The sequence below is a fragment of the Nocardia cyriacigeorgica genome (genome assembly GCF_029868385.1).
Lineage (GTDB): Bacteria > Actinomycetota > Actinomycetes > Mycobacteriales > Mycobacteriaceae > Nocardia > Nocardia cyriacigeorgica_F.
In genome coordinates this window covers 100101-123911 of record NZ_JARWNX010000029.1, presented here as the reverse complement: position 1 = coordinate 123911, position 23811 = coordinate 100101, and the positions used below count along the sequence as shown (strand labels likewise).

The 23811-nt window shown below is 68.9% G+C and carries 20 protein-coding genes; 9 read left to right on the top strand and 11 right to left on the bottom strand.

Annotated features, from left to right (window positions below; genetic code table 11):
- Positions 1-2 precede the first annotated feature (2 nt).
- The 3 genes from cobF to QH168_RS06315 are packed head-to-tail and all read left to right on the top strand — an operon-like array spanning position 3 to position 2484.
- Positions 3-752 (top strand): precorrin-6A synthase (deacetylating), encoded by a 750-nt coding sequence (gene cobF / locus QH168_RS06325; protein ID WP_280233523.1) that lies wholly within the window; start codon positions 3-5, stop codon positions 750-752.
- 55 nt (positions 753-807) lie between these two features.
- Positions 808-1053, top strand: coding sequence for a DUF2630 family protein (locus tag QH168_RS06320; protein WP_280233522.1), 246 nt, complete (start codon positions 808-810; stop codon positions 1051-1053).
- Between the two features lie 6 nt (positions 1054-1059).
- Positions 1060-2484, top strand: coding sequence for a dihydrolipoyl dehydrogenase family protein (locus tag QH168_RS06315; protein WP_280233521.1), 1425 nt, complete (start codon positions 1060-1062; stop codon positions 2482-2484).
- Positions 2485-2665: 181 nt separating this feature from the next.
- On the opposite strand, the gene QH168_RS06310 is transcribed toward QH168_RS06315, so the two are convergent.
- The gene (locus tag QH168_RS06310) at positions 2666-3619 is read right to left on the bottom strand and encodes an anti-sigma factor (protein WP_280233519.1); all 954 of its coding nucleotides are present in this window, start codon (positions 3617-3619) and stop codon (positions 2666-2668) included.
- Positions 3616-4269, bottom strand: a complete 654-nt coding sequence (gene sigK, locus QH168_RS06305; protein ID WP_280233518.1) for an ECF RNA polymerase sigma factor SigK — start codon at positions 4267-4269, stop codon at positions 3616-3618. The genes QH168_RS06310 and sigK overlap by 4 nt, the downstream gene beginning before the upstream one ends.
- 218 nt (positions 4270-4487) lie before the next feature.
- On the opposite strand from sigK, the gene QH168_RS06300 reads away from it, so the two are divergent.
- Positions 4488-6002, top strand: a complete 1515-nt coding sequence (locus QH168_RS06300) for a carboxylesterase/lipase family protein (protein WP_280233517.1) — start codon at positions 4488-4490, stop codon at positions 6000-6002.
- Between the two features lie 81 nt (positions 6003-6083).
- Here QH168_RS06300 and QH168_RS06295 read toward each other — a convergent pair whose 3' ends face one another.
- Positions 6084-6950: an Fpg/Nei family DNA glycosylase gene (locus QH168_RS06295; protein ID WP_280233516.1), complete on the bottom strand. Its 867-nt coding sequence runs from the start codon at positions 6948-6950 to the stop codon at positions 6084-6086.
- A gap of 372 nt (positions 6951-7322) precedes the next feature.
- Positions 7323-8702, bottom strand: coding sequence for a PLP-dependent aminotransferase family protein (locus tag QH168_RS06290; protein ID WP_280233515.1), 1380 nt, complete (start codon positions 8700-8702; stop codon positions 7323-7325).
- Positions 8703-8773: 71 nt separating this feature from the next.
- On the opposite strand from QH168_RS06290, the gene QH168_RS06285 reads away from it, so the two are divergent.
- Positions 8774-9460 carry a pyridoxamine 5'-phosphate oxidase family protein gene (locus QH168_RS06285; protein ID WP_280233514.1) on the top strand — a complete coding sequence of 229 codons (687 nt, stop codon included), beginning with the start codon at positions 8774-8776 and terminating at the stop codon, positions 9458-9460.
- A 116-nt stretch (positions 9461-9576) separates the two neighbouring features.
- Here the strand turns inward: QH168_RS06285 and QH168_RS06280 are convergent, their stop codons facing one another.
- From QH168_RS06280 to QH168_RS06265, 4 genes are read right to left on the bottom strand one after another with little or no spacing between them, the layout of a single operon-like run.
- Positions 9577-10125, bottom strand: coding sequence for a potassium channel family protein (locus tag QH168_RS06280; protein ID WP_280233513.1), 549 nt, complete (start codon positions 10123-10125; stop codon positions 9577-9579).
- A gap of 60 nt (positions 10126-10185) precedes the next feature.
- Positions 10186-10857, bottom strand: coding sequence for a nucleoside/nucleotide kinase family protein (locus QH168_RS06275; protein WP_280233512.1), 672 nt, complete (start codon positions 10855-10857; stop codon positions 10186-10188).
- A 24-nt stretch (positions 10858-10881) separates the two neighbouring features.
- The gene (locus QH168_RS06270) at positions 10882-12501 is read right to left on the bottom strand and encodes an acyl-CoA dehydrogenase family protein (RefSeq protein WP_280233511.1); all 1620 of its coding nucleotides are present in this window, start codon (positions 12499-12501) and stop codon (positions 10882-10884) included.
- On the bottom strand, positions 12488-13243 hold the full coding sequence (locus QH168_RS06265) for a TetR/AcrR family transcriptional regulator (protein WP_348537572.1): 756 nt from the start codon (positions 13241-13243) through the stop codon (positions 12488-12490). The genes QH168_RS06270 and QH168_RS06265 overlap by 14 nt, the downstream gene beginning before the upstream one ends.
- A gap of 64 nt (positions 13244-13307) precedes the next feature.
- Between QH168_RS06265 and QH168_RS06260 the strand changes: the two genes are divergently transcribed.
- Together QH168_RS06260 and QH168_RS06255 are read left to right on the top strand one after the other, a co-directional pair.
- On the top strand, positions 13308-14069 hold the full coding sequence (locus QH168_RS06260) for a crotonase/enoyl-CoA hydratase family protein (RefSeq protein WP_280233510.1): 762 nt from the start codon (positions 13308-13310) through the stop codon (positions 14067-14069).
- Positions 14070-14073: 4 nt separating this feature from the next.
- Positions 14074-15567 (top strand): hypothetical protein, encoded by a 1494-nt coding sequence (locus tag QH168_RS06255; RefSeq protein WP_280233508.1) that lies wholly within the window; start codon positions 14074-14076, stop codon positions 15565-15567.
- Positions 15568-15624: 57 nt separating this feature from the next.
- On the opposite strand, the gene pgi is transcribed toward QH168_RS06255, so the two are convergent.
- Positions 15625-17277, bottom strand: coding sequence for a glucose-6-phosphate isomerase (gene pgi / locus QH168_RS06250; RefSeq protein ID WP_280233507.1), 1653 nt, complete (start codon positions 17275-17277; stop codon positions 15625-15627).
- A 112-nt stretch (positions 17278-17389) separates the two neighbouring features.
- Between pgi and QH168_RS06245 the strand changes: the two genes are divergently transcribed.
- Positions 17390-18844 carry an NAD-dependent succinate-semialdehyde dehydrogenase gene (locus QH168_RS06245; protein ID WP_280233505.1) on the top strand — a complete coding sequence of 485 codons (1455 nt, stop codon included), beginning with the start codon at positions 17390-17392 and terminating at the stop codon, positions 18842-18844.
- Between the two features lie 142 nt (positions 18845-18986).
- Here the strand turns inward: QH168_RS06245 and QH168_RS06240 are convergent, their stop codons facing one another.
- On the bottom strand, positions 18987-19280 hold the full coding sequence (locus QH168_RS06240) for a chorismate mutase (RefSeq protein WP_163826383.1): 294 nt from the start codon (positions 19278-19280) through the stop codon (positions 18987-18989).
- Between the two features lie 397 nt (positions 19281-19677).
- Between QH168_RS06240 and pcrA the strand changes: the two genes are divergently transcribed.
- Entirely contained in the window at positions 19678-22368 is a 2691-nt protein-coding gene (gene pcrA / locus QH168_RS06235; protein ID WP_280233504.1) for a DNA helicase PcrA, read from the top strand.
- A 5-nt stretch (positions 22369-22373) separates the two neighbouring features.
- Here the strand turns inward: pcrA and QH168_RS06230 are convergent, their stop codons facing one another.
- Positions 22374-23762, bottom strand: coding sequence for a DUF1731 domain-containing protein (locus QH168_RS06230; RefSeq protein WP_280233502.1), 1389 nt, complete (start codon positions 23760-23762; stop codon positions 22374-22376).
- Positions 23763-23811 lie beyond the last annotated feature (49 nt).

The following is a 23811-nucleotide window of genomic DNA, read 5'->3' as shown; positions in this document are numbered from 1 at the left end:
GTATGCGGAAGCTGTACGTGATCGGCATCGGCGCCGGTGATCCGGACCAGGTGACGGTGCAGGCCATCAAGGCCATGCGCGAGGCCGAGGTGTTCTTCCTGATCGGCAAGGGCGCCGAGAAACAGGAACTCGTCGACGTGCGCACGACCATTCTGGCCGAGCATATGGATCGCCCGTACCGGATCGTGGAGGTCGCCGATCCGCCGCGTGCACGTGCCCCGATGGACGGTTCGGACTACCGCGAGGTGGTCGAGGACTGGCACGAACGCCGCTCGCTGCTGCTGGAGCGGGAATTCGCGCGGGTCGAGGGCGTCGGCGCGATTCTCGTCTGGGGCGACCCTTCGCTCTACGACAGCACCCTGCGCATGGTCGAACGTGTCATCGATCGCGGCGCCATCGGTTTCGACTACACCGTGATCCCCGGTGTGACCAGCGTGCAGGCCCTCGCCGCCCAGCACAGGACGGTGCTGCACCGCATCGGTGAACCGGTGCAGATCACGACTGGACGTCGGCTGCGCGCTGACGGGCTCGGCGCCGGATCGACAGTCGTCATGCTCGACGGCGACTGCGCGTTCACCAGCGTGCCCGGCGACACCCGGATCTGGTGGGGCGCCTACCTCGGCATGCCGGACCAGACGCTCATCGCTGGCCGGGTCGCCGAGGTCGGCGAGCGGATCCGCGAGCGAAGGGAGCAGCTGCGCGCCGATAAGGGCTGGATCATGGACACCTACCTGCTGCGCGCACCCGACTGAACCGCCACGCGCGAATCACCCGGATCGGCGGGCCCGGGTCCGTAGAGTGGGCGGTATGACCGAACAGGACATCCTGGGGCGTATCAAGGAATTGGTCGAGCAGGAGCACAAACTGCGGTCGCAGGCGACGCAGGGCGAGCTGGATCCGAAATCGGAACGGCAGCGGCTGGCCGAACTCGAGGTGATGCTCGATCAGTGCTGGGATCTGCTCCGGCAGCGAAGGGCCCGCGTCGACGCGGGTGAATCACCGGACAATACGCAGGTCAGCTCGGCCAGACAGGTCGAGGGCTACCTCCAGTAGCGGCCAGTGGACACCACCGAGTTCGACGTCATCGTCATCGGCGGCGGCCCGGCGGGGGAGAACGCCGCCTCCTACGCCATCGCCGGAAGTGAACGCACCGCCGCGATCGTCGAGCGTGAACTCATCGGCGGTGAATGCTCCTACTGGGCCTGCATCCCCAGCAAGGCGCTGCTGCGCCCCTGGCATGTGCTCGGCGGCGCCCGCGCCATGCCCGGCGTGCGCGCCGACGGACTGGATGTGGCCGCGGTCCTGCGGCGGCGCGATGAATTCGTGCACGACCACGACGATTCGTCCCAGGCCGACTGGGCCCACGACAACGGCATCGAAGTGGTGCGCGGTGCGGGCCGTTTGGCCGGTGAACGTCTGGTCGAGGTCGGCGACCGCACACTGCGCGCCCGGCAGGCCGTGGTGTTGGCCACCGGCACCACCGCGACCATTCCCGATGTGCCGGGCCTGCGCGCGGCGTTGCCGTGGATTTCGCGCGATGTCACCAATCTGGCCGAGGTCCCGCGCCGGGTATTGATCGTCGGCGGTGGTGTCGTGGCCTGTGAGGCCGCGACCTGGCTGTCGGCGCTCGGTTCCGTGGTGACCATGGTGGTGCGCGGCGGTTCGCTGCTCGGACGCGTCGAACCCTTCGCCCGCGACCGGATCGCCGAGGCGCTGACCGAGCGCGGTGTACGGATCCGGTTCGGTACCGAACCGGTGCGAGTGGCGCGATCGGATGCACGCGACACCGGTACCGGCCTGGTCCATGGCGGGCCGGTGACGGTGACCGTACGCGACAGCAGTGGGGAATCCGAACTCGAGGCCGACGAGATCGTCGTCGCGGCCGGACGCGGACCCACCACCGCCGACCTCGGATTGGCATCGGTCGGATTGGCGCCCGGCTACGTCGAGGTCGACGATCAGCTGACGGTGCCCGGCCTGCCGTGGTTGTACGCCGTTGGCGATGTGAACCATCGCGTCGCCCTCACCCATATGGGCAAATACCAGGCCCGGATCTGCGGCGACGTGATCGCCGCCCGCGCCGAGGGCAAACAACCGACCGGCCCGCGCTACACCGCGTCGGCCGATCACGCGCAGGTACCGCAGGTCGTCTACACCGACCCGGAACTGGCCTCGGTCGGCCTCACCGAAGACGCCGCCCGCGCAGCGGGCCACCAGGTCGACACCGTCGAACTCGATATCGCCGTCGCTGGATCCGCCCTCGCCCGCGACGACTACGCGGGCCGCGCCAAACTCGTGATCGACCCCGCCGCCGCAACCCTGCTCGGCGCCACCTTCGTCGGCCCCGACGTCGGCGAGCAACTACACGCCGCCACGATCGCGGTGGTCGGCCAGGTCCCGCTGGACACCCTGTGGCATGCGGTGCCCGCTTTTCCCGCGATCAGTGAGTTCTGGTTGCGCCTGCTGGAGGCGTGGCGCGCCTGATACGCGGCGGGTTGGTGGTCCGGCTATCGGGCCGACCGGATCTCGATGGTGTCGTGCTCGGGCGGGTCGCTGGATCCAGCGATCCGGGCGACGGATTCGCTCGGGCCGGGTGATGAGTGCGGCGCTGAGCCCGGGCGGCTGGGGTGGTGGTCGGGTTCGGGGCGGTGATCGGGCGTCGGTGTCAGGTCAAGGGGAGGGCGGCGATCGGGTCGGTGGTCGGGCCGGGTGAACCGCCGTCGGGTTCGATGGTGACGGCGAGTTGGTCCGAGGCGGCGAACTCGGTGACGTAGGGCGCACCGGGGGTGGGTAGGTCGAGGAGGACTCCGGCGGAGCGGGGGGCCCCATCCGTCCCGATCAGCCAGAGCTGGTGTGCGTACCCCTCCGGCGGTGCGGGGACGGCGTCGAAGGTGATCGCGACGGCGCCCAGCTCGTCCGACACGTGCGCGATCAGATTGCCGCCGGTGCTGACCGGGCTGGTCTCGGTGTGTGCGTCCGGCTGTTGCAGCACCTGATCGGCGGTCACCATCCGAGCGGGCGACTCCTCGGTGCGCTGGCCGAAGACCGCCGCGCCGACGGCGACCACCACCGCCACCGCGGCGGCCGCGGCGGACCAGCGCAGCAGTTTGCGGCGGCGAGCGCGGGCGGCGGCGAGTTCATCGGCGGGCGTATCGATGCCGCCGACCTGGTCGGGGCGGGAGGAATCGGTGTGCGCGTCCGACGGGCGGTCGGGGTGCGCGGTGGTAGCAGGGGGGATGGTGCCGGGATCGGTGGTGTCCACGGAGCCGGAGGGGCGGTCGGTACCGGTGGTGCTGGGATCGGCGGGGGTTGCCGGGTCGGGGGCGTCGGGTGCGGTGCGGGGATTCTTGTGGTCGGCGGGGGCTTCGATCGCGTCGAGGATCCGTGCCTCCAACTCGGCCGGTGGTTGCTGGGCGTCGAGGGTCGAGAGGGCGCCCATCGCTTCGCGTACGTCTCGGACGATCTGGTCGAAGGATCGGCGGGTTTCGGGGGTGCAGGTGGTGCGGCGTTGTTCGATGCTGTCGCGTTCGGCGTCGGTGACGGCGTCGAGGGCGTAGGCGTGGGCGAGGTCGAGCAGATCGTGATCGTCGAGATGGTCGGGGGGTGGCGCGTCGGTCATCGAGCAGCTCCGGTCAGGCAGTCCTGGAGGCGCTTCAACCCGTCCCGGATGCGGCTTTTCACTGTGGGTAACGGCGAATCGAGGTGGTCGGCGACCTCGCGGTAGGTCCGGCCGCTGTAGTAGGCGAGGGCGACCGCTTCGCGCTGGGTGGCCGTGAGGGTGTCGAGGCAGTCGCGGACGGCCTGTTCGTCCAGTCGCTGCCCGACCGTTTCGGCGACGATGTCGTGGTCGCGTCCGAGGTGGGTGTGGCCGTAGACGGCATCGCGTCCGGCGGCCGAACTCTCGCTGCGCACCCGATCCACCGCCCGCCGATGGGTGATCATCATCAGCCAGCCGATCGGGCTCGACAACGCCGGGTCGTAGCGCTCGGCCGACGACCACACTTGCAGGTAGACCTCCTGCGTGGTCTCCTCGGCCGCCGTCGGACTGCGCAGCACCCGCAGCGCCAGCCCGAACACGCGCGGACTGGTCTCCCGGTAGAACCGGGTGAAGGCTTCCCGATCACCGGCCGCCGTCGATTTCAGCAGGCCGTCGAGCTGGCGCCGGGCGTCACCGTCACCGTTGCGTACCGGGCACGCGGCCGCCTGTTCGGCGGTCGCGTCGACGGAGACGCGACCCGCGAACGGCATGGGGCCCTGTTCGCCCGTCATGACGGCTTCCTCGTTTGCACGACAGGGAGTTCGCCGTAGCCGTCCGGCCGGATGGGCCGCACACCCGGTGTGTGGTCAGAGCCACGATCGTGGCCTCGTCGGAGCACGGGTTCAGTGTTGCGCAATGGCGTTGATCGCGGTGGCCGATTCGAGCCACCGTGGTGTGAATTTCGGTTTACTTCTGTTGGCGGTCCGCCAGTTGTCGCTACCATCGGTCAATGGTCGCGTCGACAGATGTCTCGACCGCGGACGGCGTTGTCCGTGGTCACCGTGGCCGCCGGGTGATCCGCTGGCGGTCCGTTCCCTATGCGGCTGCGCCGGTGGGCGCGCTGCGCTTCCGCGCCCCGCGGCCGGTCGAACCGTGGACCGGTATCCGGCCCGCCACCGAATTCGCCTTCGCCGCGATGCAACATCGGACCGGCGCCCAGATCGGCGCGCGCAGCTATCAGCCGACCAGCGAGGACGCGCTGACGCTGAACGTCACCGCACCCGTGGCGGCAGGCAGCGCCCCATTGCCGGTCATGGTTTTCATCCACGGCGGCGGATACATGTTCGGCACCTCCGCCCTGAGCCTCTACTCCGGTGCCCGACTGGCCGTCGGCGGTGACGTGATCGTCGTATCGCTGAACTATCGGCTCGGCGCGTTCGGGTACGCCGATTTCGGCGAGTTCGGCACCGAGGAGCGCCCGTTCGATTCGAACCTCGGCCTGCGCGATCAGATCGCGGCCCTGGAATGGGTGCGCACCAATATCGCGGCCTTCGGTGGCGACCCGGACAATGTCACCGTCTTCGGTGAATCGGCCGGGGCGCACGCGGTGCTGAGCCTGCTCGCCGCGCCCGCCGCTGCCGGGTTGTTCCATCAGGCCATCGCGCAGAGCGCGCCCGCCGACTGGGCATTGTCCGCCGAGGACGCGCGGCTGATCGCCCGCCGCTGCGTGGACGCCCTCGGAGCGAGGTCGGACAACGCCACGCGGATGTTGTCGGAGGCGTCGGCCATCGATATCCATCGCGCGTTCGGGCGGGCCATGCGCGGCTCGCTGCGGGAACGGCCCGGTTTCTTTGCCGCCGCGCCCGTCGTGGACGGCACCCTGCTTCCGCAGGCGCCGATCGACGCGATCGCCGACGGCAACGCCCATCGCGTACCGCTCATCATCGGCACCTGCGATAACGAGGGTGCCCTGTTCGCGAGGTTCGCCGACTACGCGCTGCCCACCACCGCTGACCGGCTGCGCGCCGCCATCGGTGACGACGCGGCCGCCGAAGCCCGCATCCGGGCCGCCTATCCGGGCTACCCGGACGCGCGAGCCGCGGTCCGCGCCGGTGGCGATTTCGTGTTCTGGCGCCCGTCGGTCTCGGTGATGGCCGCGCACAGCAGGTACGCGCCCACCTACGCCTACCGCTACGATTTCGCGCCTCGCGCGCTGCGGTTGGCCGGGATCGGCGCCACCCACGCGACCGACCTCATCCCGGTGTTCGGCGTCGCCGACAGCCCGGTGGGCCGGGCGCTCACCGCGGCGGGCGGTCGGCGCGGTCTGGTCTCGGTGACCAGGCAGTTCCAGGACAATTGGCTGCGATTCGCGCATACCGGCGCGCCGCTGCCATCCTGGCCCGCCTACACCGAGGCGCGCCGCAGCACCTTGATCATCGATGCGCCCAGCCGGGTCGAGCACGATCCACAGCGTGCGAAGCGGCTGGCCTGGGAAGGTATTCGGATGCCGAAGCTGGTGCACTAGGGCGGATCGCTGCCGTACACGTGGCACCGTATCCCATGCTGGCCTACTCGATCAGCCGCCGATGACCGTGCCGGTGTGGCTCTATTTGAGCAATCGGGACATGCGTCGGTCGGCGAGGATCTTGCCGCCGGTCTGACAGGTCGGGCAGTACTGGAAGGAACGCTCGGCGAAGGAGACCTCGCGGACGGTGTCGCCGCAGACCGGGCAGGGCAGGCCGGTGCGTGCGTGCACTCGCATACCCGAACGTTTCTCGCCTTTGAGCCGGGCGGCGTCCTGCCCGACGGAGCGCTGTACGGCATCGAGCAGCACCGCGCGCATGGCCTCGTACAGTTCCGACACCTTGTCCTCGGACAGGGTTTTCGCCGTGGCGAACGGTGAGATGCGGGCGGTGTGCAGGATTTCGTCGGAGTAGGCATTGCCGATTCCGGCCAGCAGCGATTGTTCGACCAGCGCGGTCTTGATGCGCTGGCTCGTTCCGGCGAGGATCTGCGCGAACTGTGTCTCGGTGACGTCGAGTGCGTCCGGCCCGAGCCGGGCGATACCGGGGACCTGCTGTGGATCGTCGACGATATAGACCGCGAGCCGCTTCTTGGTGCCCGCCTCGGTGAGGTCGAAGGCAGGGGTGGCGCCCTCCGGGGTGAAGAAATGCACGCGTAGCGCCAGCGGTCCTTTGCCCGGTTTCGGTGGTGTCGCGCTGGGATTGTCGGTCCAGCGCAGCCAGCCACCGCGGGACAGATGGGTGATCAGCCACAACCCACCGCAGTCCATACCGAGGAACTTGCCCCACCGCCCCGCGCCCGTCACATCCCGCCCGGACAGCGCGGTCACCGGCGGATCGAAGGTCTTCACCGCGCTCAACGCCGCCACATCCACGCGACCGACCACCGCGCCGACCGCATGCTCCCGCAGGAACTGCGCCAACGCCTCCACTTCAGGTAGTTCGGGCACGCGTACCAGGCTACCTGCGACAACCGACAGAATCGGGCGTTCGCGGCAGGGTCTGCGGCCCGACGGACAACGGCTCGCACCGTTGAGCGCGCGGGCCCTGCCGACTGCGGACACGCGGGGAGCGACCGCCGCGGCAGCTCAGGAGAAGCGGCCGGAGCGGGCAACCTGGTGTGTCGGCATTTGCCCGAGCCATGCGACTACCGCCGTCGGTCCCGCTGAGGTCCAGCAGGTCCAGTCGACGAATTCGTCGACTGGACCACCGTCTCGCACGAGGAGGTCGACGGCATCGGCACTGTGGGACGCGAGGCAGCGCCGTCTGGATGTGCGGCAGCGCCGTCACCGGTCGAACCGGAACCGAAGGGCCTGTCGCGCTCAGGCGCAGGCGCGCTCGAGGCATTCCGCCGCGAGGGGTACCGCGGTGGCGAGTTCGTCGTCCGGTAGCGCGGAGTAACCGACGGCCACTCCGAAGGTGCGCTGTGGGCCGGTGTGATGGCGGGCAAGGCCATCGAGGGCGACACCGCGACGGTTCGCCTCGGCGACGGCGCGGTGCTCGGCGTCGGCGGTCGGCAGCGGAACCACCAGGTGTGAACCGGCGTCGTCGCCGCGGATGGTCAGTCCGCGGCGGCTCAGTTCGTCCACCACGAACGCGCGTCGCGGGGCCATCATCCGGCGGAGTCTGCGCAGATGCCGTGCGAGATCGCCGCCCGCGGCCAGCTCGGCAAGGATCAGCTGCCCGGCGGAACTCGGGGTGCTGCCGATCTGTTCGCGGTAGGCCAGCACCGCCGCGGTGACCTCGGGCGCCGCGACCAGCCAGCCCGCACCCAGGGTGGGCGACAGGATCTTGCTCGTCGTCCCGAGATGGACCACCACATCGGGCGCCATGGCGGCGAGTAGGGGCAAAGGCGCGGTGTCGTAACGTAATTCGCCGTCGTAATCGTCCTCGATGAGCAGTACGTCGTTGGCGCGCGCGTAATCGACCAGCTGCACGCGCCGAGCTGCCGTCATCCGTTCGCCCAGCGGAAACTGATGGGCCGGAGTGCAATACACGGCTTTGATGTCGCTGGGCAGCGCGTCGACCCGTAGTCCCGCACCGTCGACAGGTACCGGTAGCACCCGCACACCGGCCGCGCGGAATGCCCCGACCGCGCGCTGATATCCGGGATCCTCCATGGCGACGCTGTCACCGGGGCGCAAGACGGAACTGGCGATCTCATCGACCGCGGCGCTCGTCCCCGAGGTCGCCAGAATGGCGGTGCCGCCACCGGCGGGCAGTCCACGATGACGCAGCAGATGCTCGGTGACCGCCGCCAGATACCGCTGCTCACCAGCGCGATCCTTGCGCACCACTGGTTCCCGATCCGCGGCGGCCCGCCAGGCCCGCCGCCACGCCGCCCGGTCGATGGCGGGTACGCACGGCGCGCCCGGTCGCAGATCGAGCAATGCGGTCACCTCCGCGGGTACCGCACCCGTGGTGACGCCATGCGGCGCGGGTGCGGGCGCGGTGGTCAGATAGGTGCCCGAACCGCGTCGGCCGCTGAGCCAGCCCTCGGCGTGCAGCTGATCGTAGGCGGCGGCCACCACTGTGCGGCTGACGGCGAGCTGTGCGGCCAGCGACCGTGAGGAGGGCAGCCTGTCCCCGCCGCGCAGCGCCCCGGAGGTAGCCGCCCGACGTAGCCCGTCGGCCAGTTGGACCGACAGCGGCGCCGTGGCGTTCCGGTCGAGTTCGAGCAGTTCGGCGATGACCTCGGACATGAAAGTGGCCTTTCGAACTTCTCCAGTATTGGCTATATCAGGATGCCATTGGTCCCGGCATGCTGAACCATATGACCGAACAAGCCCTGCTCCGGCCCCCGCTCTCGCCGACTTCGCGCAGCACACCCACGCGGCTGAAGGATCGTGCCCGGACCGATCGTGCCGACTTGGACGCGGTGCTCGACGCGGGACTCATCTGCCATCTCGGCGTGCTGCTCGGCGGCGTCCCCGTGGTGCTGCCCACCGCGTACGGTCGTGATGGAAACCTTCTCTACCTGCACGGATCTACTGGCGCCGGCAATCTGCGGGCGGCGCTGGAACAGGACGTGTCGGTGGCGGTCACCCTGGTCGACGGTGTGGTCTATGCCCGTTCGGCCATGCATTTCTCGATGAACTATCGCTCGGCGGTGGTGCTCGGGCGTGCCGTCGAGATCACCGATCCGCAGCAGCGGCTGCACGGACTGCGGGTGATCGTCGAGCACGCGGCGCCCGGGTCCTGGGATCGGGTCCGACCGCCGAACAAGAAGGAACTGGCCGCGACCACGGTGCTCGCGCTCGAACTCACCGAGGCGTCGGTGAAGATACGCGAAGGCGGGCCGAAGGACGACGCCGCCGATATCGACGCGGGCGGTGTGTGGGCCGGTGTGGTGCCGACGCGTCAGGTGTGGGACCCACCGGTGTCCGCGTCCGACCTCGAGGCCGGTATCGCGGTGCCCTCCTCGGTGTCCCAGCGTGGCACCGCCCGCCAATCCGGCTGACCGAAGGCGAGTCCGGACAGTGCGGCGGCGACCTCCTCGGGTGCGGCGGGCGCGACGCCGTGCGCGCTCACCGCGGCGATCTGATCGTATTCGGCGGAATCCGGCATGGCGCCAGGTTAATTCGCATCGTCCGGCTTCTGCTGCCGTAACAGTTCCAGCCGCCGGGTGACGCTGGTGGTCAGCACGGTGATCAGCGTGCCGAGCACGATGAGATCGAAAATGATCTGCACCATGCTGGCGATGCGGGCGGCCTGGCCGACCGCGTGGATATCGCCGTAGCCGACGGTCGCCAGTGTCGACACCGTGTAATAGAGGGCATCGGTGCGGGTGTCGATGCCGTCGAACTGATTCGTGCCACGCGCGTCGAGAAGGTAGTAGAACAGCGCGAAGAAGATCACGACCACCGACACCACGAGCAGGAGCCCGTCGATGCGGTGGGTGGTGTCCTCCATGGCGGCGATGTACTGCGTGATCCGCCGGTAGCCGAGCCAGGCCAGCCCGAGGACTCCCGCGACGAACGCGATCAGCGTGACGATCCGGGCCGGCCAGGTGGCGGCGATATCGGAGCCGATCGGAACGCAGTAGTAGAGCAGCAGCGCGCACACCACCGTGCCGATATTGCGCAGGGCGTGCACGCGTCGGGAGGTTTGTGGGATCGCCGTCATCGGTCCATGATCGACCGGTCCGGTGCGGTGCGGTGCGATACGCGCCGGATCGGTATCCGGTCAGCCGAGGAAGTATCTGCTGTCTCGGCCGTAGAGCACCAGGTCGGCGTGCTGTGCGGTCCGGGCGACCTGGTCGGCGTTGACCATATCGCTGTCGTGCACCTTGATCGCCGCGGCGGCATCGTCTCGTCCGCCGTGCCGGTGGCGGCGCAGCAGCCGGTCGATGAGGGTGTTCCGGTCGGTGGTCAGGTACCAGCATTCGTCCAGCAGGGGCCGCACCGCCGACCACGGCTCGTCGTCGAGCAGCAGATAGTTGCCCTCGGTGATGACGATCCGCTGATCGGTCACGACGACGGCGCCGGGTGCGGGCTCATCGGTGGCGCGGTCGAAGGTGGGCCACGGCACCGGTATGCCGATCGGATTGTGCCGTAACCGGTTCAGGCCGTCGACGAATCCGGTGACATCGAAGGTGTCGGGTTCGCCCTTGCCCGCCAGACGTCCGGCGGCACGCAGCTGTGCGTTGGTCTGGTGGAACCCGTCCATGGGCGCCAGCTCGGCGACAGCAGCCCCGGCTACGGCGTTGATGGCCTCACGCAACGCCGCCGACAGCGTCGACTTACCCGCACCGGGCGGGCCGGCGATGCCGAGCAGATATCGGCCCATATGCCCGTCGGCTCGGGCCAGCACCTGTTCGGCGAGCGCCCTCACGGTCGTTTCCGGATCAGCTGTCACCGGCGTGACGGTACCCGCGGGCGGTCAGACGAAGGCCCGCTCGATGATGGCTGCGGTATCGACCCCGGTGGGCAGGGTGCCGAAGGCGATGCCCCAGTCGTCACCGAGGCGGGTGGCGCAGAAGGCGTCGGCGACCGCGGAATGGCCGTGCCGTACCAGCTGTGCGCCCTGGAACACCAGCGCCATCAGCTCGATCACCCGGCGGGCGCGGTATTCGATATCGCTGAGATCCGACAACTCCTTGCCGACCCGGTCGATGGCATCGTCGAGCCGTGGGTTCGCGCCGCGGGCGAGATTCACCTCGTGGAAGTAGGCCTCGACCGTTTCCGGCTGACGGCCCATGGCGCGTAGTGCGTCCAGCGCCGCGACATTGCCCGAGCCCTCCCAGATCGACATCAGGGGCGCCTCCCGGTACAGGCGCGGCATCCCGGACTCTTCGGCGTAACCATTGCCGCCGAAGCATTCCAGTGCCTCCGCCGCATGCGACGGCGCGCGCTTGCACACCCAGTACTTGGTGACGGCAAGGGCGATCCGGCGCAGCGCCGCCTCGGCGGGATCGCTGCTCGCGCGGTCGGTGGCACCGGCCAGGCGCATCATGACGGTGGTGGCGGCATCCGATTCGATGACCAGATCGGCCAGGACGTTCGCCATGGCGGGCTGATCGATCAGCTTGGCGCCGAACACTTCCCGATGCCGGGCGTGGTGCACCGCGAAGACCGCGCCGACCCGCATTCCGGTGGCCGAACCGATCACACAGTCCAGCCTGGTCATGTTCACCATCTCGATGATGGTCTTGACGCCCGCGCCCTCGGCGCCGACCAGCCAGCCGGTGGCATTCTCGTATTCGATCTCCGAGGAGGCATTGGACTTGTTGCCCAGTTTGTCCTTGAGGCGCTGGATGCGAATCGGATTGCGGGTGCCATCGGGCAGTACCCGCGGCAGCAGGAAACAGGACAGCCCACCGGGCGCCTGCGCCAGGGTGAGGAACATATCCGACATGGGCGCCGAGGTGAACCACTTGTGCCCGACGATCCGGTAGGAGCCGTCCGGCTGTGGGGTGGCCGTCGTGGTGTTCGCGCGTACGTCGGAGCCGCCCTGCTTCTCCGTCATCGACATGCCCGCGATGAGGCCCGCCTTCGTGGACGGTTCGCGCAGACCGAAATCGTAGGTGCGCGAACCGAGCAGCGGTTCGTATCTCGCGGCGAGTTCCTGGTTGTTGCGCAGAGCCGGGACCACGGCGTACGTCATCGAGATCGGGCACATGTGCCCGGCCTCGGCCGCTCCCCAGGTGTAGAACTTCGCCGCGCGTGCGGTGTGTGCGCCCGGCCGATCATCGAGCCACGGTGCGCCGTGCAGGCCGTGCGATACCGCGACGTCCATCAGGTCGTGCCAGTGCGGATGGAACTCGACCTCGTCGATGCGGTGACCGTAGCGGTCGTGGGTGCGCAGCACCGGCGGATATTCGTTGGCCAGCCTGCCCCACTCCTGGGCGCGCGCGCTGCCCGCCAGTGCGCCGAGTTCGCGCACCTCGGCCTCGGCCCAGCCCGCCCCTTCCCGGTGCAGCCCCTCGAGTAGGGCCGGATTGCGGGAGACGTCGAACGGGACGATCGGCGGGACCTGGTTGAAGACCTCATGCGTCTGCATCGTGCGCTCCTGGGTGTGTGGCCGCGGGGATCGGCATGGTGGACAGGCCGTCGGCCGGATCGGGGGTGAGTGGATAAGCGCCCGGACCCGGGCGTGGTGCGGTGGTGGTGATGGGTATCGATGGCCAGCTGGTGTCGCGGCGTGGTTCGTGGCGTACCCCGAGGGCGCGAAGGGCGAACGACACCAGTTCCGGGACGACGGATTCGGTGTGCGGGGCATGGGCGAGCGGCCCGACGAGCACCTCACCGATCGCGCCGACCATGGCGGCGGAGCTGATCCGCGCGTCCTGGGCGGGCAGCTCGCCGCGGGCGACGCCATCGGCCACCGCCGCCTCGAAGGTTTCGGCGAAGGCGCGCCGGAACCGCAGACGTTCGGTGTCGACCGCCGCGTCGACGGGTTCGGCCAGCAGGACGTAGGCGAGTTTCGGATTCTTCAGTGCGCGCACGGCGAACGTCTCGACAGCCGCACTGACCCGATGGGCGGCGTCGCCTTCGGAACCCGCCGCCGCGACGGCCTCGACCTCGCGGGTGACCACCTTGCGGAAGACGCCGGTCACCAGATCGGCCTTGCCCTCGAAGTGCTTGTACACCGTTCCGGTGGCCACCCCGGCCTCGGCTGCCACCGCCGCCATGGACAGACCGGCGAAGCCGTCCCTGGACAGCACCCTGGTCGCGGCCTGCACGATCAGTGCCGACTGCGCGTCGAGCCTGGCCTGTACGGCGGGAGTTCTGCGGTACACCACGCAAGAAGTGAAGCACGAATTCACTTCTTCACACAAGGGGGTATCAGGCCGTATGGTCGGTGAGATGAGCGTCAGAGTCGAACACGCCGGGCCGGTCACCACGGTGATCCTGCACCGGCCGCAGGCACGCAATGCCGTCGACGGACCGACCGCGCGGGCGCTGGCCGATGCGTTCCGCGCCTTCGACGCCGATCCCGACGCCGCGGTCGCCGTGCTGTGGGGCGAGGGCGGCACCTTCTGCGCCGGTGCCGATCTCAAATCGATGGGCGGGGAGAACTCCAATCAGGTCACCGAGGACGGCGACGGTCCCATGGGCCCCACCCGCATGCGGTTGTCCAAACCGGTGATCGCCGCCGTGTCCGGCTACGCCGTCGCGGGCGGGCTGGAGCTGGCGCTGTGGTGTGATCTGCGGATCGCCGAACAGGACAGCACCTTCGGTGTGTTCTGCCGCCGCTGGGGTGTACCGCTGATCGACGGCGGCACCGTGCGCCTGCCGAGGATCGTCGGCACGGGCCGCGCCATGGACATGGTGCTCACCGGCCGTCCGGTCAGCGCGCCGGAGGCGTTGCAGATGGGGCTGGTCAGCCGGGTGGTGCCCACTGGCGATGCCCGCAGGGTGGCCGAGGAGGTCGCCGGACAGCTGGCCGCACTGCCGCAGACCTGCCTGCGGTCGGACCGGTTGTCGCTGCTGGAGCAGGACGGCCTCGAGGAAGAGGCCGCGCTGCGCAACGAATTCCGGCACGGTATGGGCGCGCTCATGGACGGTGCGCTCGACGGCGCCGCCCGATTCGCCTCCGGCGCCGGACGCCACGGTGAGTTCCGATGAGGCGATGAATTCGCGCGCGGCAGACCCGGCGCGGCTCACCGTCGTCGACGAGATCTTCCTGCGCACCCACCGCGGACTCGGCACCCCCATCGCCCTGCAAGGTCTGTGGCGCACCGCCGACCGGGTCGAGGCCGCGTTGTTGGCCGATCTGCACGCACGGCTGCGCGGTGGAGCGCTCGGCCGACGCATCGCCCGCCCGCGGGTTCCGGGTGCGCGCCGGTACTGGCTGCCGACGATCCGCGCCCATCCGCTCGACCTCGGTGCCGAACTCGCCTCGACCGAACTGCTCGACTGGGCCGACACCCTCGGCGCCGATCTGGACCCCGAGTACGGCCCCGGCTGGCGGCTGGCGGCCGCACCGGTCGCCGACGGCGGCACGGTCATCGCCCTGACCTGCTCGCATGTCCTCGCCGACGCCAGGGGACTGCTCATCGCCGTCGATACCGCCCTGGGCGGACACACGCCTGCCACCGATACAGCCATCCGACCGGGCTCCGATTGGGCGGACGCGTACCGACAGATCGTGACCGTGCTACGCGGTACCGCCGCGGCTGTCGGCGCCGGGTCGGCGCGAATGGCTTCCAGGACGGCAACGGCGGCCACGCGTGGCCGAGCCGAATCGAGGCCGGGCGCGGCGGTACCGGATCTCGCGGCCACGCTCCGGCGTCACCGCGCACATCCCAGGATCGAGTCCGGCGACCACCCTGCTGACGTCCTGCGATCCGGCACGCGACCGGCTGCCGTGCCGAAAACCGCTGCTGTGCGCGCCGACAGGTCCGATGACGCCGACCGATGCGGGCCGAAACATCGCAGTCCCCATCATGCCGAACGGATCGGCGGTCTCGACGCTTCAGTGCCGCCCGTCGGTGTGGTCCTGCGGATTCGCGCCGACGACGTGGACCGCGCGGCCACCGAATCCGACGCCACGCCCAACGGTCTGTTCATCTGGTTCGTCGCGAACACCCTGTGGGCGAGCGGTTTCCGGCGTCCGGTGATCGAGGCGGCACTTCCGGTCGACACCAGAGACGAACCGCGCGTCGACAACGACCTGGCGATGACCTCGATCACCATCACACCTACCGATTCACCGGCCGATATCCGCGCAAAATCCCGTGCGGCATACGCACACCGGATGACCAGCCCCGCCGGGCTCCCCGAACAAACCCTGCACCTGGTCCCCGACCGTCTCGCCTACGCCATGCACCGCGGTGCGGGCGAACGCGACATCCTCTGCTCGAATATCGGCGCCCTACCACCGAGCCTGCACACCTTCGGGCCGCACGTATGCACCGGAATCGCCGCCCGCGCCATCCATCCCGGCCTGACCTTCGCCCGCCGCCCCCGCACCCGCCTATCCGGCTACCTGTCCCGCACACCCGACACGTACACGCTGGCATTGGTCGGCCTCGACCCCGACCTCATCCCGACCTCGGCCGCACTGCACCAATGCGCCGACGATACGGCTCGCAGGCTCGACCTGACGATCGGCAGCTGGTAAGCCCACCTCTGAGCCGTGAGCCGTGAGCCGTGAGCCGTGAGCCGGTGGCGGCTGTCGTCAGCGGTGCTCGCGATACCAGCGGATCAACGAATCGGTGGACGAATCGCCCTGCGGCGCCGGATCCTCGGACGAGGTGAGCAGCGGTGCGAGCGCCAGCGCCTGCTGTTTGCCGAGTTCCACACCCCACTGATCGAAGCTGTCGATGCCCCAGATGGTGCCCTCGACGAAGACCTGGTGTTCGTAGAGGGCGATCAACTGCCCGAGCACCGAAGGAGTCAGCCGCGGTGCGAGGATCGTGGTGCTCGGCCGATTGCCCGGCATCACCTTGTGCGGCACCAGCTTCGGATCGGCGCCATCCGCCGCCACCTCCTCGGCGGTCTTGCCGAAGGCCAGCACCTTGGTCTGCGCGAACAGGTTGCTCATCAGGATGTCGTGCATGCTGCCGGAGCCGTCGCGGGTCGGCAGATCGTCGGTGGGGCGGGCGAAACCGATGAAATCGGCCGGGATGAGCCGGGTGCCCTGGTGCAGCAGCTGGTAGAAGGCGTGCTGGCCGTTGGTGCCCGGCTCACCCCAGAAGATCTCGCCGGTCGAGGTGGTGACCGGGGTGCCGTCGGCGCGCACCGATTTGCCATTGGATTCCATGGTCAGCTGCTGCAAATACGCCGGGAAGCGGGCCAGATCGTTCGAATACGGCAGCACCGCACGCGATTCCGCGCCGAAGAAATTCGAGTACCAGACACCGAGCAGGCCGAGCAGCACCGGAGCGTTGTGCTCCAGCGGCGTGGCCGCGAAATGCCGGTCGATGCTGTGCATACCGTCCAGGAACTCGGCGAAATACTGTTTGCCGATGGTGATCATCACCGACAGTCCGATCGCCGAATCGACCGAATAGCGGCCGCCCACCCAATCCCAGAAGCCGAACATATTGGCGGTGTCGATACCGAACTCGGCGACCCGCTCGGCATTGGTGGACACCGCGACGAAATGCTTGGCCACCGCATCCTCGCCGAGTGCCGCGACCAGCCAGCGACGGGCCGCGGTCGCGTTGGTGAGGGTCTCCAGGGTCGAGAACGTCTTGGACGCCACGACGAACAGGGTGGTCGCCGGATCGAGCCCGGCCAGTTTCGAGACCAGATCGGCCGGGTCCACATTCGAGACGAAACGCGCACCGATCGCGGTGTCGGCGGTCTCGCCGATCGCATAGTGGCGCAGCGCCTGATGCACCATCACCGGCCCGAGGTCCGAGCCGCCGATGCCGATGTTCACCACGGTCGCGATGCGTGCGCCGGTGGCGCCGCGCCATCGGCCCGAGCGCACCTCATCGGCGAAGGCACCCATCCGTGCCAGCACCTGATGCACCTCGGTCCCCGCGTCGGCGCCGTCGAGGATCAGCGATTCGCCCGCGGGCAGCCGCAGCGCGATATGACCGACGGCCCGGTCCTCGGAGGTATTGATGTGCTCACCGCGATACATCCGGTCGCGGCGCTGCTCCACCCCCGCCTCGCGCGCCAATTCGACCAGCAGTTGCAGGGTTTCCCGGTTGACGCGGTGCTTGCTGTAGTCGATGTGCAGATCACCCGCCGACACCGTCAGCTCGCGGCCGCGGGCGGGATCCTCGGCGAAGAACTCCCGTAGGGTCCGGCCGGAAACAGCGTTGTAGTGGTCGTGCAGTTTCCGCCAGGCCGCCGATGCGGTGATGTCGCTGCTCACGTCCGCCGAGCGTAGTAGCCCCCTTGCGCGCATGCACGCGAACGGCGCCGAACACGGTGCGCTGTGGGCAGGATCAGGCGCGGGGCGTGCCCGACGGGCATAGCCTTGCCCCATGGTCTCCGAACGCGAAGTACTCGAATCCGTACCCACCCGGCTGTGGATCGGCACAGGAGCCGACGCCACCGACGGCGCGACGTTCCCGGTCTACAACCCGGCCGACGGCCAGATCCTCACCCATGTCGCCGACGCCAGCCCCGAGGACGCGATGCGCGCACTCGACGCCGCCGTCGCGGTGCAGGCCGAATGGGCCGCCACTCCGGCCCGCGAACGCGGCGAGATCCTGCGGGCGGTCTTCGACGCGCTCACCGCGCGCGCCGAGGAGTTCGCGCTGCTGATGACCCTGGAAATGGGCAAGGCACTACCCGAGAGCCGCAACGAGGTGCGTTACGGCGCCGAATTCTTCCGCTGGTTCAGCGAGGAGGCGGTGCGCGTGCACGGCCGCTATCTGCACGCACCGTCGGGCACCGGGCGGATCATGGTGCACAAACAGCCCGTCGGGCCGTGTCTGGCGATCACGCCGTGGAACTTTCCGCTGGCCATGGGCACCCGCAAGATCGGGCCCGCGTTGGCAGCTGGCTGCACCATGATCGTCAAACCCGCCTCCGAGACGCCGCTGACGATGTTGTTGCTGGCGAAGCTGTGCAGCGAGGCCGGGTTGCCCGACGGCGTGCTCTCGGTGATCACCACCAAGCATTCCGGCGCCGTTACCGGGCCGCTGCTGCGCGATCCCCGCCTGCGCAAACTGACCTTCACCGGGTCCACCGAGGTCGGTCGCGCGCTGGTCGAACAGTCGGCGCACGGTCTGCTGCGTACGTCGATGGAGTTGGGCGGCAACGCACCGTTCGTGGTGTTCGACGACGCCGATATCGACGCCGCCGTCCAGGGCGCCATGCTGGCCAAGCTGCGCAACGGTGGTGAGGCGTGCACGGCGGCCAACCGTTTCCACGTGCAGCGTGGCGTGGCGGAGGAATTCACCGGCAAGTTGATCGAGGCCATGACGGCATCGGTGACCCTCGGCCCCGGCACCGATCCGGACACCACCCTCGGCCCGCTGATCAACGAGGACCAGCTGAACACCGTGCGTGACCTGGTCGATGACGCCGTTGGCGCGGGCGCCACCGTCCGGCTCGGTGGTACGGCGCCGGAGGGGCCCGGCTGGTTCTATCCCGCCACCATCCTGACCGATGTGCCGTCGCGAGCCAGGATCCTGCGCGAAGAGGTATTCGGCCCGGTCGCGCCGATCGTCACCTTCGACACCGAGGACGAGGGTGTGGCCGCGGCGAACGACACCGAGTTCGGCCTGGTCAGCTACGTGTACACGCGTGATCTGGACCGGGCGCTGCGGGTGGCGGAGGGGCTGGAGAGCGGCATGGTGGGCGTCAACCGCGGCGTGATCTCCGATCCCGCCGCACCGTTCGGTGGGGTCAAGGCCTCCGGTTTCGGTCGCGAGGGCGGCACCGAAGGCATCGAGGAGTACCTGTCGACGAAGTACATCGCGCTGTCCTGAACCGACGGCGGGAACGAGACGACCGCCCCGGGGTGTGCACACCCGGGGCGGTCATGGGGGAAGCGACGACCTCGCGATCGCCGCGCAGTTCGAGACGTCCACGTGTCCTGGCGCCATGGCGCCGGGCGGGGCGAAGGTCTGGCTAGTGGCCGAGGCGGCCGCGGCCGAGGCGCAGCAACAGCATCGCGAGAGTGTGGCCTTCCTGGCCCAGTTCGCTGAATCGCTCCAGCACCTTCATCTCACGACTGTGCACAAGGCGCGGCCCGCCGGACGCCATCCGGGTTCGGCCGATGATCCGCGAGATCTCGGTCCTGCGCTTGATCGCGGCGAGGATCTCGGCATCGAGCCGGTCGATCTCCTTGCGGAGTTTTTCGATCTCCGCCTCGGTATGAGGCAGAGCCGAATCGGACCCGGTCGTCGTGGCAGGGGTGCTCATCATTCATCTCCTCGTGTCAGAACGTGGATCGGTCGACGCGGGCAGCTCGTTACCGATCAGTTCTTTCACCGTGAAACTGGCCTGGTGGGCCTTGCATTGTCCCCCCAGCATTGTCTCCCCAGTGGGGGCACTCAGGTGCAAAGTCCGCGATCCCGATATGCGGGGGACATCTGATGGAGACGTCTCGCGTGGGCCCTGACCATGTGGCCAGTCTGCCACGGGTCTATAGGTATGCAAAACGGTTACGTTTGTGAATCTGCTGAGAACGCGTTCACAGCATCGAGCACGCGCCTACCTGCGGCAGTCCACCCGTCGTCGGCACCGTGCGCATCGCGGTGCCGACGGGTTCGCCGAGGAGTTCAACTCTGTCGGTGTGCGCCGGTAGCGTGGACAGACGATGGACAGCACCTTGGCTCCCGAGACGCACGGCGGTCGTCGGCCCGAACCCGAACCGCACTCAGGCAACTCACCGCAGGCCCAGCAGGCGCAGCAATCCGCGGCGGGCGATCAGGCGGCGCCGCAGGGTGGCCTACGCGCCCAGCAGCAACGGCTCACCGCCGAACAGCAGCAGCGCCGCGCCGAAGCGGGCCTGCGTCGTGCCGAGGCCGAACAGCACCAATCGGAGGAGATCGAACGGCTGCTCGAGGGGCTCAATCCGCAGCAGCGGGCGGCCGTGGTGCACTCCGGTGCGCCCCTGTTGATCGTCGCGGGCGCCGGTTCCGGTAAAACGGCCGTGCTGACCAGGCGAATCGCCTACCTGCTCGCCGCGCGTGGCGTCACTCCCGGCCAGATCCTCGCCATCACCTTCACCAACAAGGCCGCCGCGGAAATGCGCGAGCGGGTCATCGGGCTCGTCGGTCCACGGGCGAACAACATGTGGGTGTCGACGTTCCACTCCAGCTGTGTGCGGATCCTGCGCATGCAGTCGGCGCTGCTGCCCGGCCTGAACTCGAACTTCTCCATCTACGACGCCGACGATTCGCGCCGCCTGCTCACGATGATCAGCCGCGATCAGGACATCGACACCAAGAAGTACTCCGCGCGCCTGCTGGCGACCGCCATCTCGAACCTGAAGAACGAACTCATCGCCCCGGAGCAGGCCACCGCCGACGCCGAATCCGAGGACGCCGAACTGCCGGGCCTGGTCGCACGGGTTTACACCGAGTACCAGCGCAGGCTGCGCGCGGCGAACGCATTGGACTTCGACGATCTGATCGGCGAGACGGTGGCGCTGCTCCAGAACCACCCGCAGGTCGCCGAGTACTACCGCAGGCGGTTCCGGCACGTCCTGGTCGACGAGTACCAGGACACCAACCACGCCCAGTACATCCTGGTCCGCGAGCTGGTCGGCCATCATGCGAGCCGCCCGTCCGCCGATGCGGCGGGCGCCGACGATGCCGCCGCCGGTGCCGCGGCGGCGGCCGGAGCCGAGGACGACTGGGCCGAGCCGGACGAGCATCGGGTCCCGCCGAGCGAATTATGCGTCGTCGGCGACGCGGATCAATCCATCTACGCCTTCCGCGGCGCCACCATCCGCAATATCGAAGAATTCGAGCGCGATTTCCCCGACGCCGAGACCATTCTGCTGGAACAGAACTACCGCTCCACCCAGCACATTCTGTCGGCGGCGAACGCGGTGATCGCCCGCAACGAGGGCCGTCGCGATAAACGGCTGTGGACCGATTCCGGTGAGGGCGATCTGATCACCGGCTACGTCGCCGACAACGAACACGACGAGGCCTCGTTCGTAGCGCGGGAGATCGACCGCCTGGTCGACGCCGGTGAGGCCACCTATGGCGATGTGGCGGTCTTTTACCGCACCAACAACAACTCCAGGGCGCTGGAGGAGATCTTCATCCGGATGGGCCTGCCCTACAAGGTTGTCGGCGGGGTTCGCTTCTATGAGCGCAAGGAAGTCCGCGATATCGTCGCCTACCTGCGGGTGCTGGAGAACCCCGACGATGCGGTGAGCCTGCGCCGCATCCTCAACACCCCGCGCCGCGGTATCGGCGATCGCGCCGAAGCCTGTGTCGCCGTACACGCCGAACAGCGCGATATCGGTTTCGCTGCCGCCCTGCGCGATGCCGCCGCGGGCAAGGTCGCCCTGCTGAACACTCGTGCCCAGCGCGCCATTTCCGGTTTCCTCGAGCTGCTGGAGGAGATCCGGGCGGCCGGGCAGCGGCCGGATGCCGATTTCCCCGATGTGGGCAATGTGGTCGATGCGGTGCTCGACCGCACCGGCTACCGCGCCGAACTGGAAGCTTCCGACGATCCGCAGGACGGCGCCCGGCTGGACAACCTGAACGAGCTGGTGAGCGTCGCACGGGAATTCAGTTCCGAGGCGCACAACAACGCCGAGGCCGCCCGCGCCGAGGGCATGCTGCTCGAGGCCGCCGACGGCGAACCCGAACCCGGTTCGCTGGCCGCGTTCCTGGAGCGGGTGTCACTGGTCGCCGATACCGATCAGATCCCGGACGAGGGTGCGGGTGTGGTCACCATGATGACCTTGCACACCGCGAAGGGCCTGGAATTTCCGGTCGTGTTCGTCACCGGCTGGGAGGACGGCCAGTTCCCGCATATGCGTGCGCTCGGCGATCCGGCCGAGCTGGCCGAGGAACGCCGCCTCGCCTATGTCGGCATCACCAGGGCCAGGCGCAGGCTGTATCTGAGCCGCGCGGTGGTGCGTTCGGGCTGGGGGCAGCCGGTGTCCAATCCGGAATCGCGGTTCCTTCAGGAAATTCCCGGCCATCTGATGGACTGGAAGCGCTTGGAGCCCAAGAGTTCGGGCGGATCGCGCACCGGTCGTCGCCGCGGTGACGGGGATGTCGAACGTGACTGGACCGAGGGTTGGTCGGAGCCGCGGCCCGGTATGCGTGAACGGCGCCCGGCGCCCGGCGGCGGCGTCAAACGCAACAATGTCGATCTCGTGCTCGCGGTGGGCGACCGGGTCAGCGACGACAAGTACGGCCTCGGCCGTGTCATCGCCGCCGATGGTGTCGGTCCGCTGGCGACCGTCACCATCGATTTCGGTACCGCGGGCAAGATCCGGCTCATCCCGCAGTTCAGCCGGACCCTGGTGAAGCTCTGAGGCGGTCAGTTCGGCAGTAGGTCGGTCAGGGCCTCGTCCAGAGTCGGGTACCGGAACCGGAAGCCCGCGTCGTGCAGGACCGTCGAGGTCGCGTGACGGCCGGTGAGGCCGAGGGCGGCGTCCGAGCGCAGCAGTACCGCGCCGAGCGACATCAGCGGTTTCGGGGTCGGCGGCGCGGGCGGCCGGTGCAGATGCCTGCGCAGCGTGGTCATCAGGTCGCGGTTGCGGACCGGGAAATCGGTGGCGGCGACCAGGATTCCGTCCGGCAGCCGGACCTCGGGGTCGAGGCCGAGTGCGGCGCGGACGATGGCGAGCCAGTCATCGATGTGAATCCAGCTGAACCATTGTCTGCCGTCACCGATCCGGCCACCCAGTCCGGCGCCGGTCAATTGGCGCAGCCGTTTCAGGGCGGGGGCCTGCGGGTCGAGCACGATGGACGTGCGCAGGATGGTGTGGTGGTGTGCTTTCGCCCCGTCGAACGCGGTTTCCCAGGGTGCGGCGACCCCGGTCATCTGGGGGAGCGCGGCGGCTCCGGTGGGCAGTGGCGTCGTTTCGGTGCAGCGGGTTTCACCCGCGTCGGACCAGATGGCGGTGGTGCTGGCCTGGATCCAGTAGTCGACGGGTGTGTCGAGGGCGTCCGCGGCGGCGACCAGCGCGCGGGTCGGTTCGATGCGGCTGCGACGTAGTTCGTCGATGTTCTCGGCGGTCGGTCGGCAGTCGACGAGCTTGCCCGCCAGGTTCACGATCGCGGTGGGGCCGCCGTTGGTCAATGCCTCCGCCCAGTCGCCGACGGTCCTGCCGTCCCATTCCTGTTGCGGGAAGGGCAGTTCCGGGTCGAGGCGGCGGGTGAGGATGACGACTCGCTGTCCGCGGCACACCAGATCGGCCGCGATATGGCGGCCGAGCGCACCGGAGCCACCCGCGATGACGACGGTCAGGGCGTTATCGGCCGGGACGATTCCGGCCAGCGCCGCCAGCCGGGCGAAACACACTCTGGCATCGGTCTCCACCAGTGTGCCGATGACGGCGCGGACCGCGGATGCCGAGGGTCCGGTGAAGGTGAGTCGTTGTGCGAGTTCGGTACCGGCGTCGACGGGGGTGAGCGTCCAGGTGAGCAGCATCCGCCCCATCGGGGTGTCCTGCTCGAGGGTCAGTTCGCGTTCGGGTACGACCGTGGTGAGGACGAACGGGTCGGCGGTGCGCTGGTGCACGGGACCGAGGACACGTCCGCGCGGGACGATGTCACCGGTGGCTCCGGCGACGACGGGTCCGTGCATGGCGACGGAGGTGACGGCGGGGTTCCATTCGGGCAGTCGCCGCGGGTCGCCGAGCACACGCCAGATATCGGCGGCGGGCAGTGCGAGGACTTGGGTGTACGTCGTTGTACGAGCCATGGTCTGACGCTATGTCGCGCCGTGAGGCTGGGGAAGCGTGCGCTTCGTC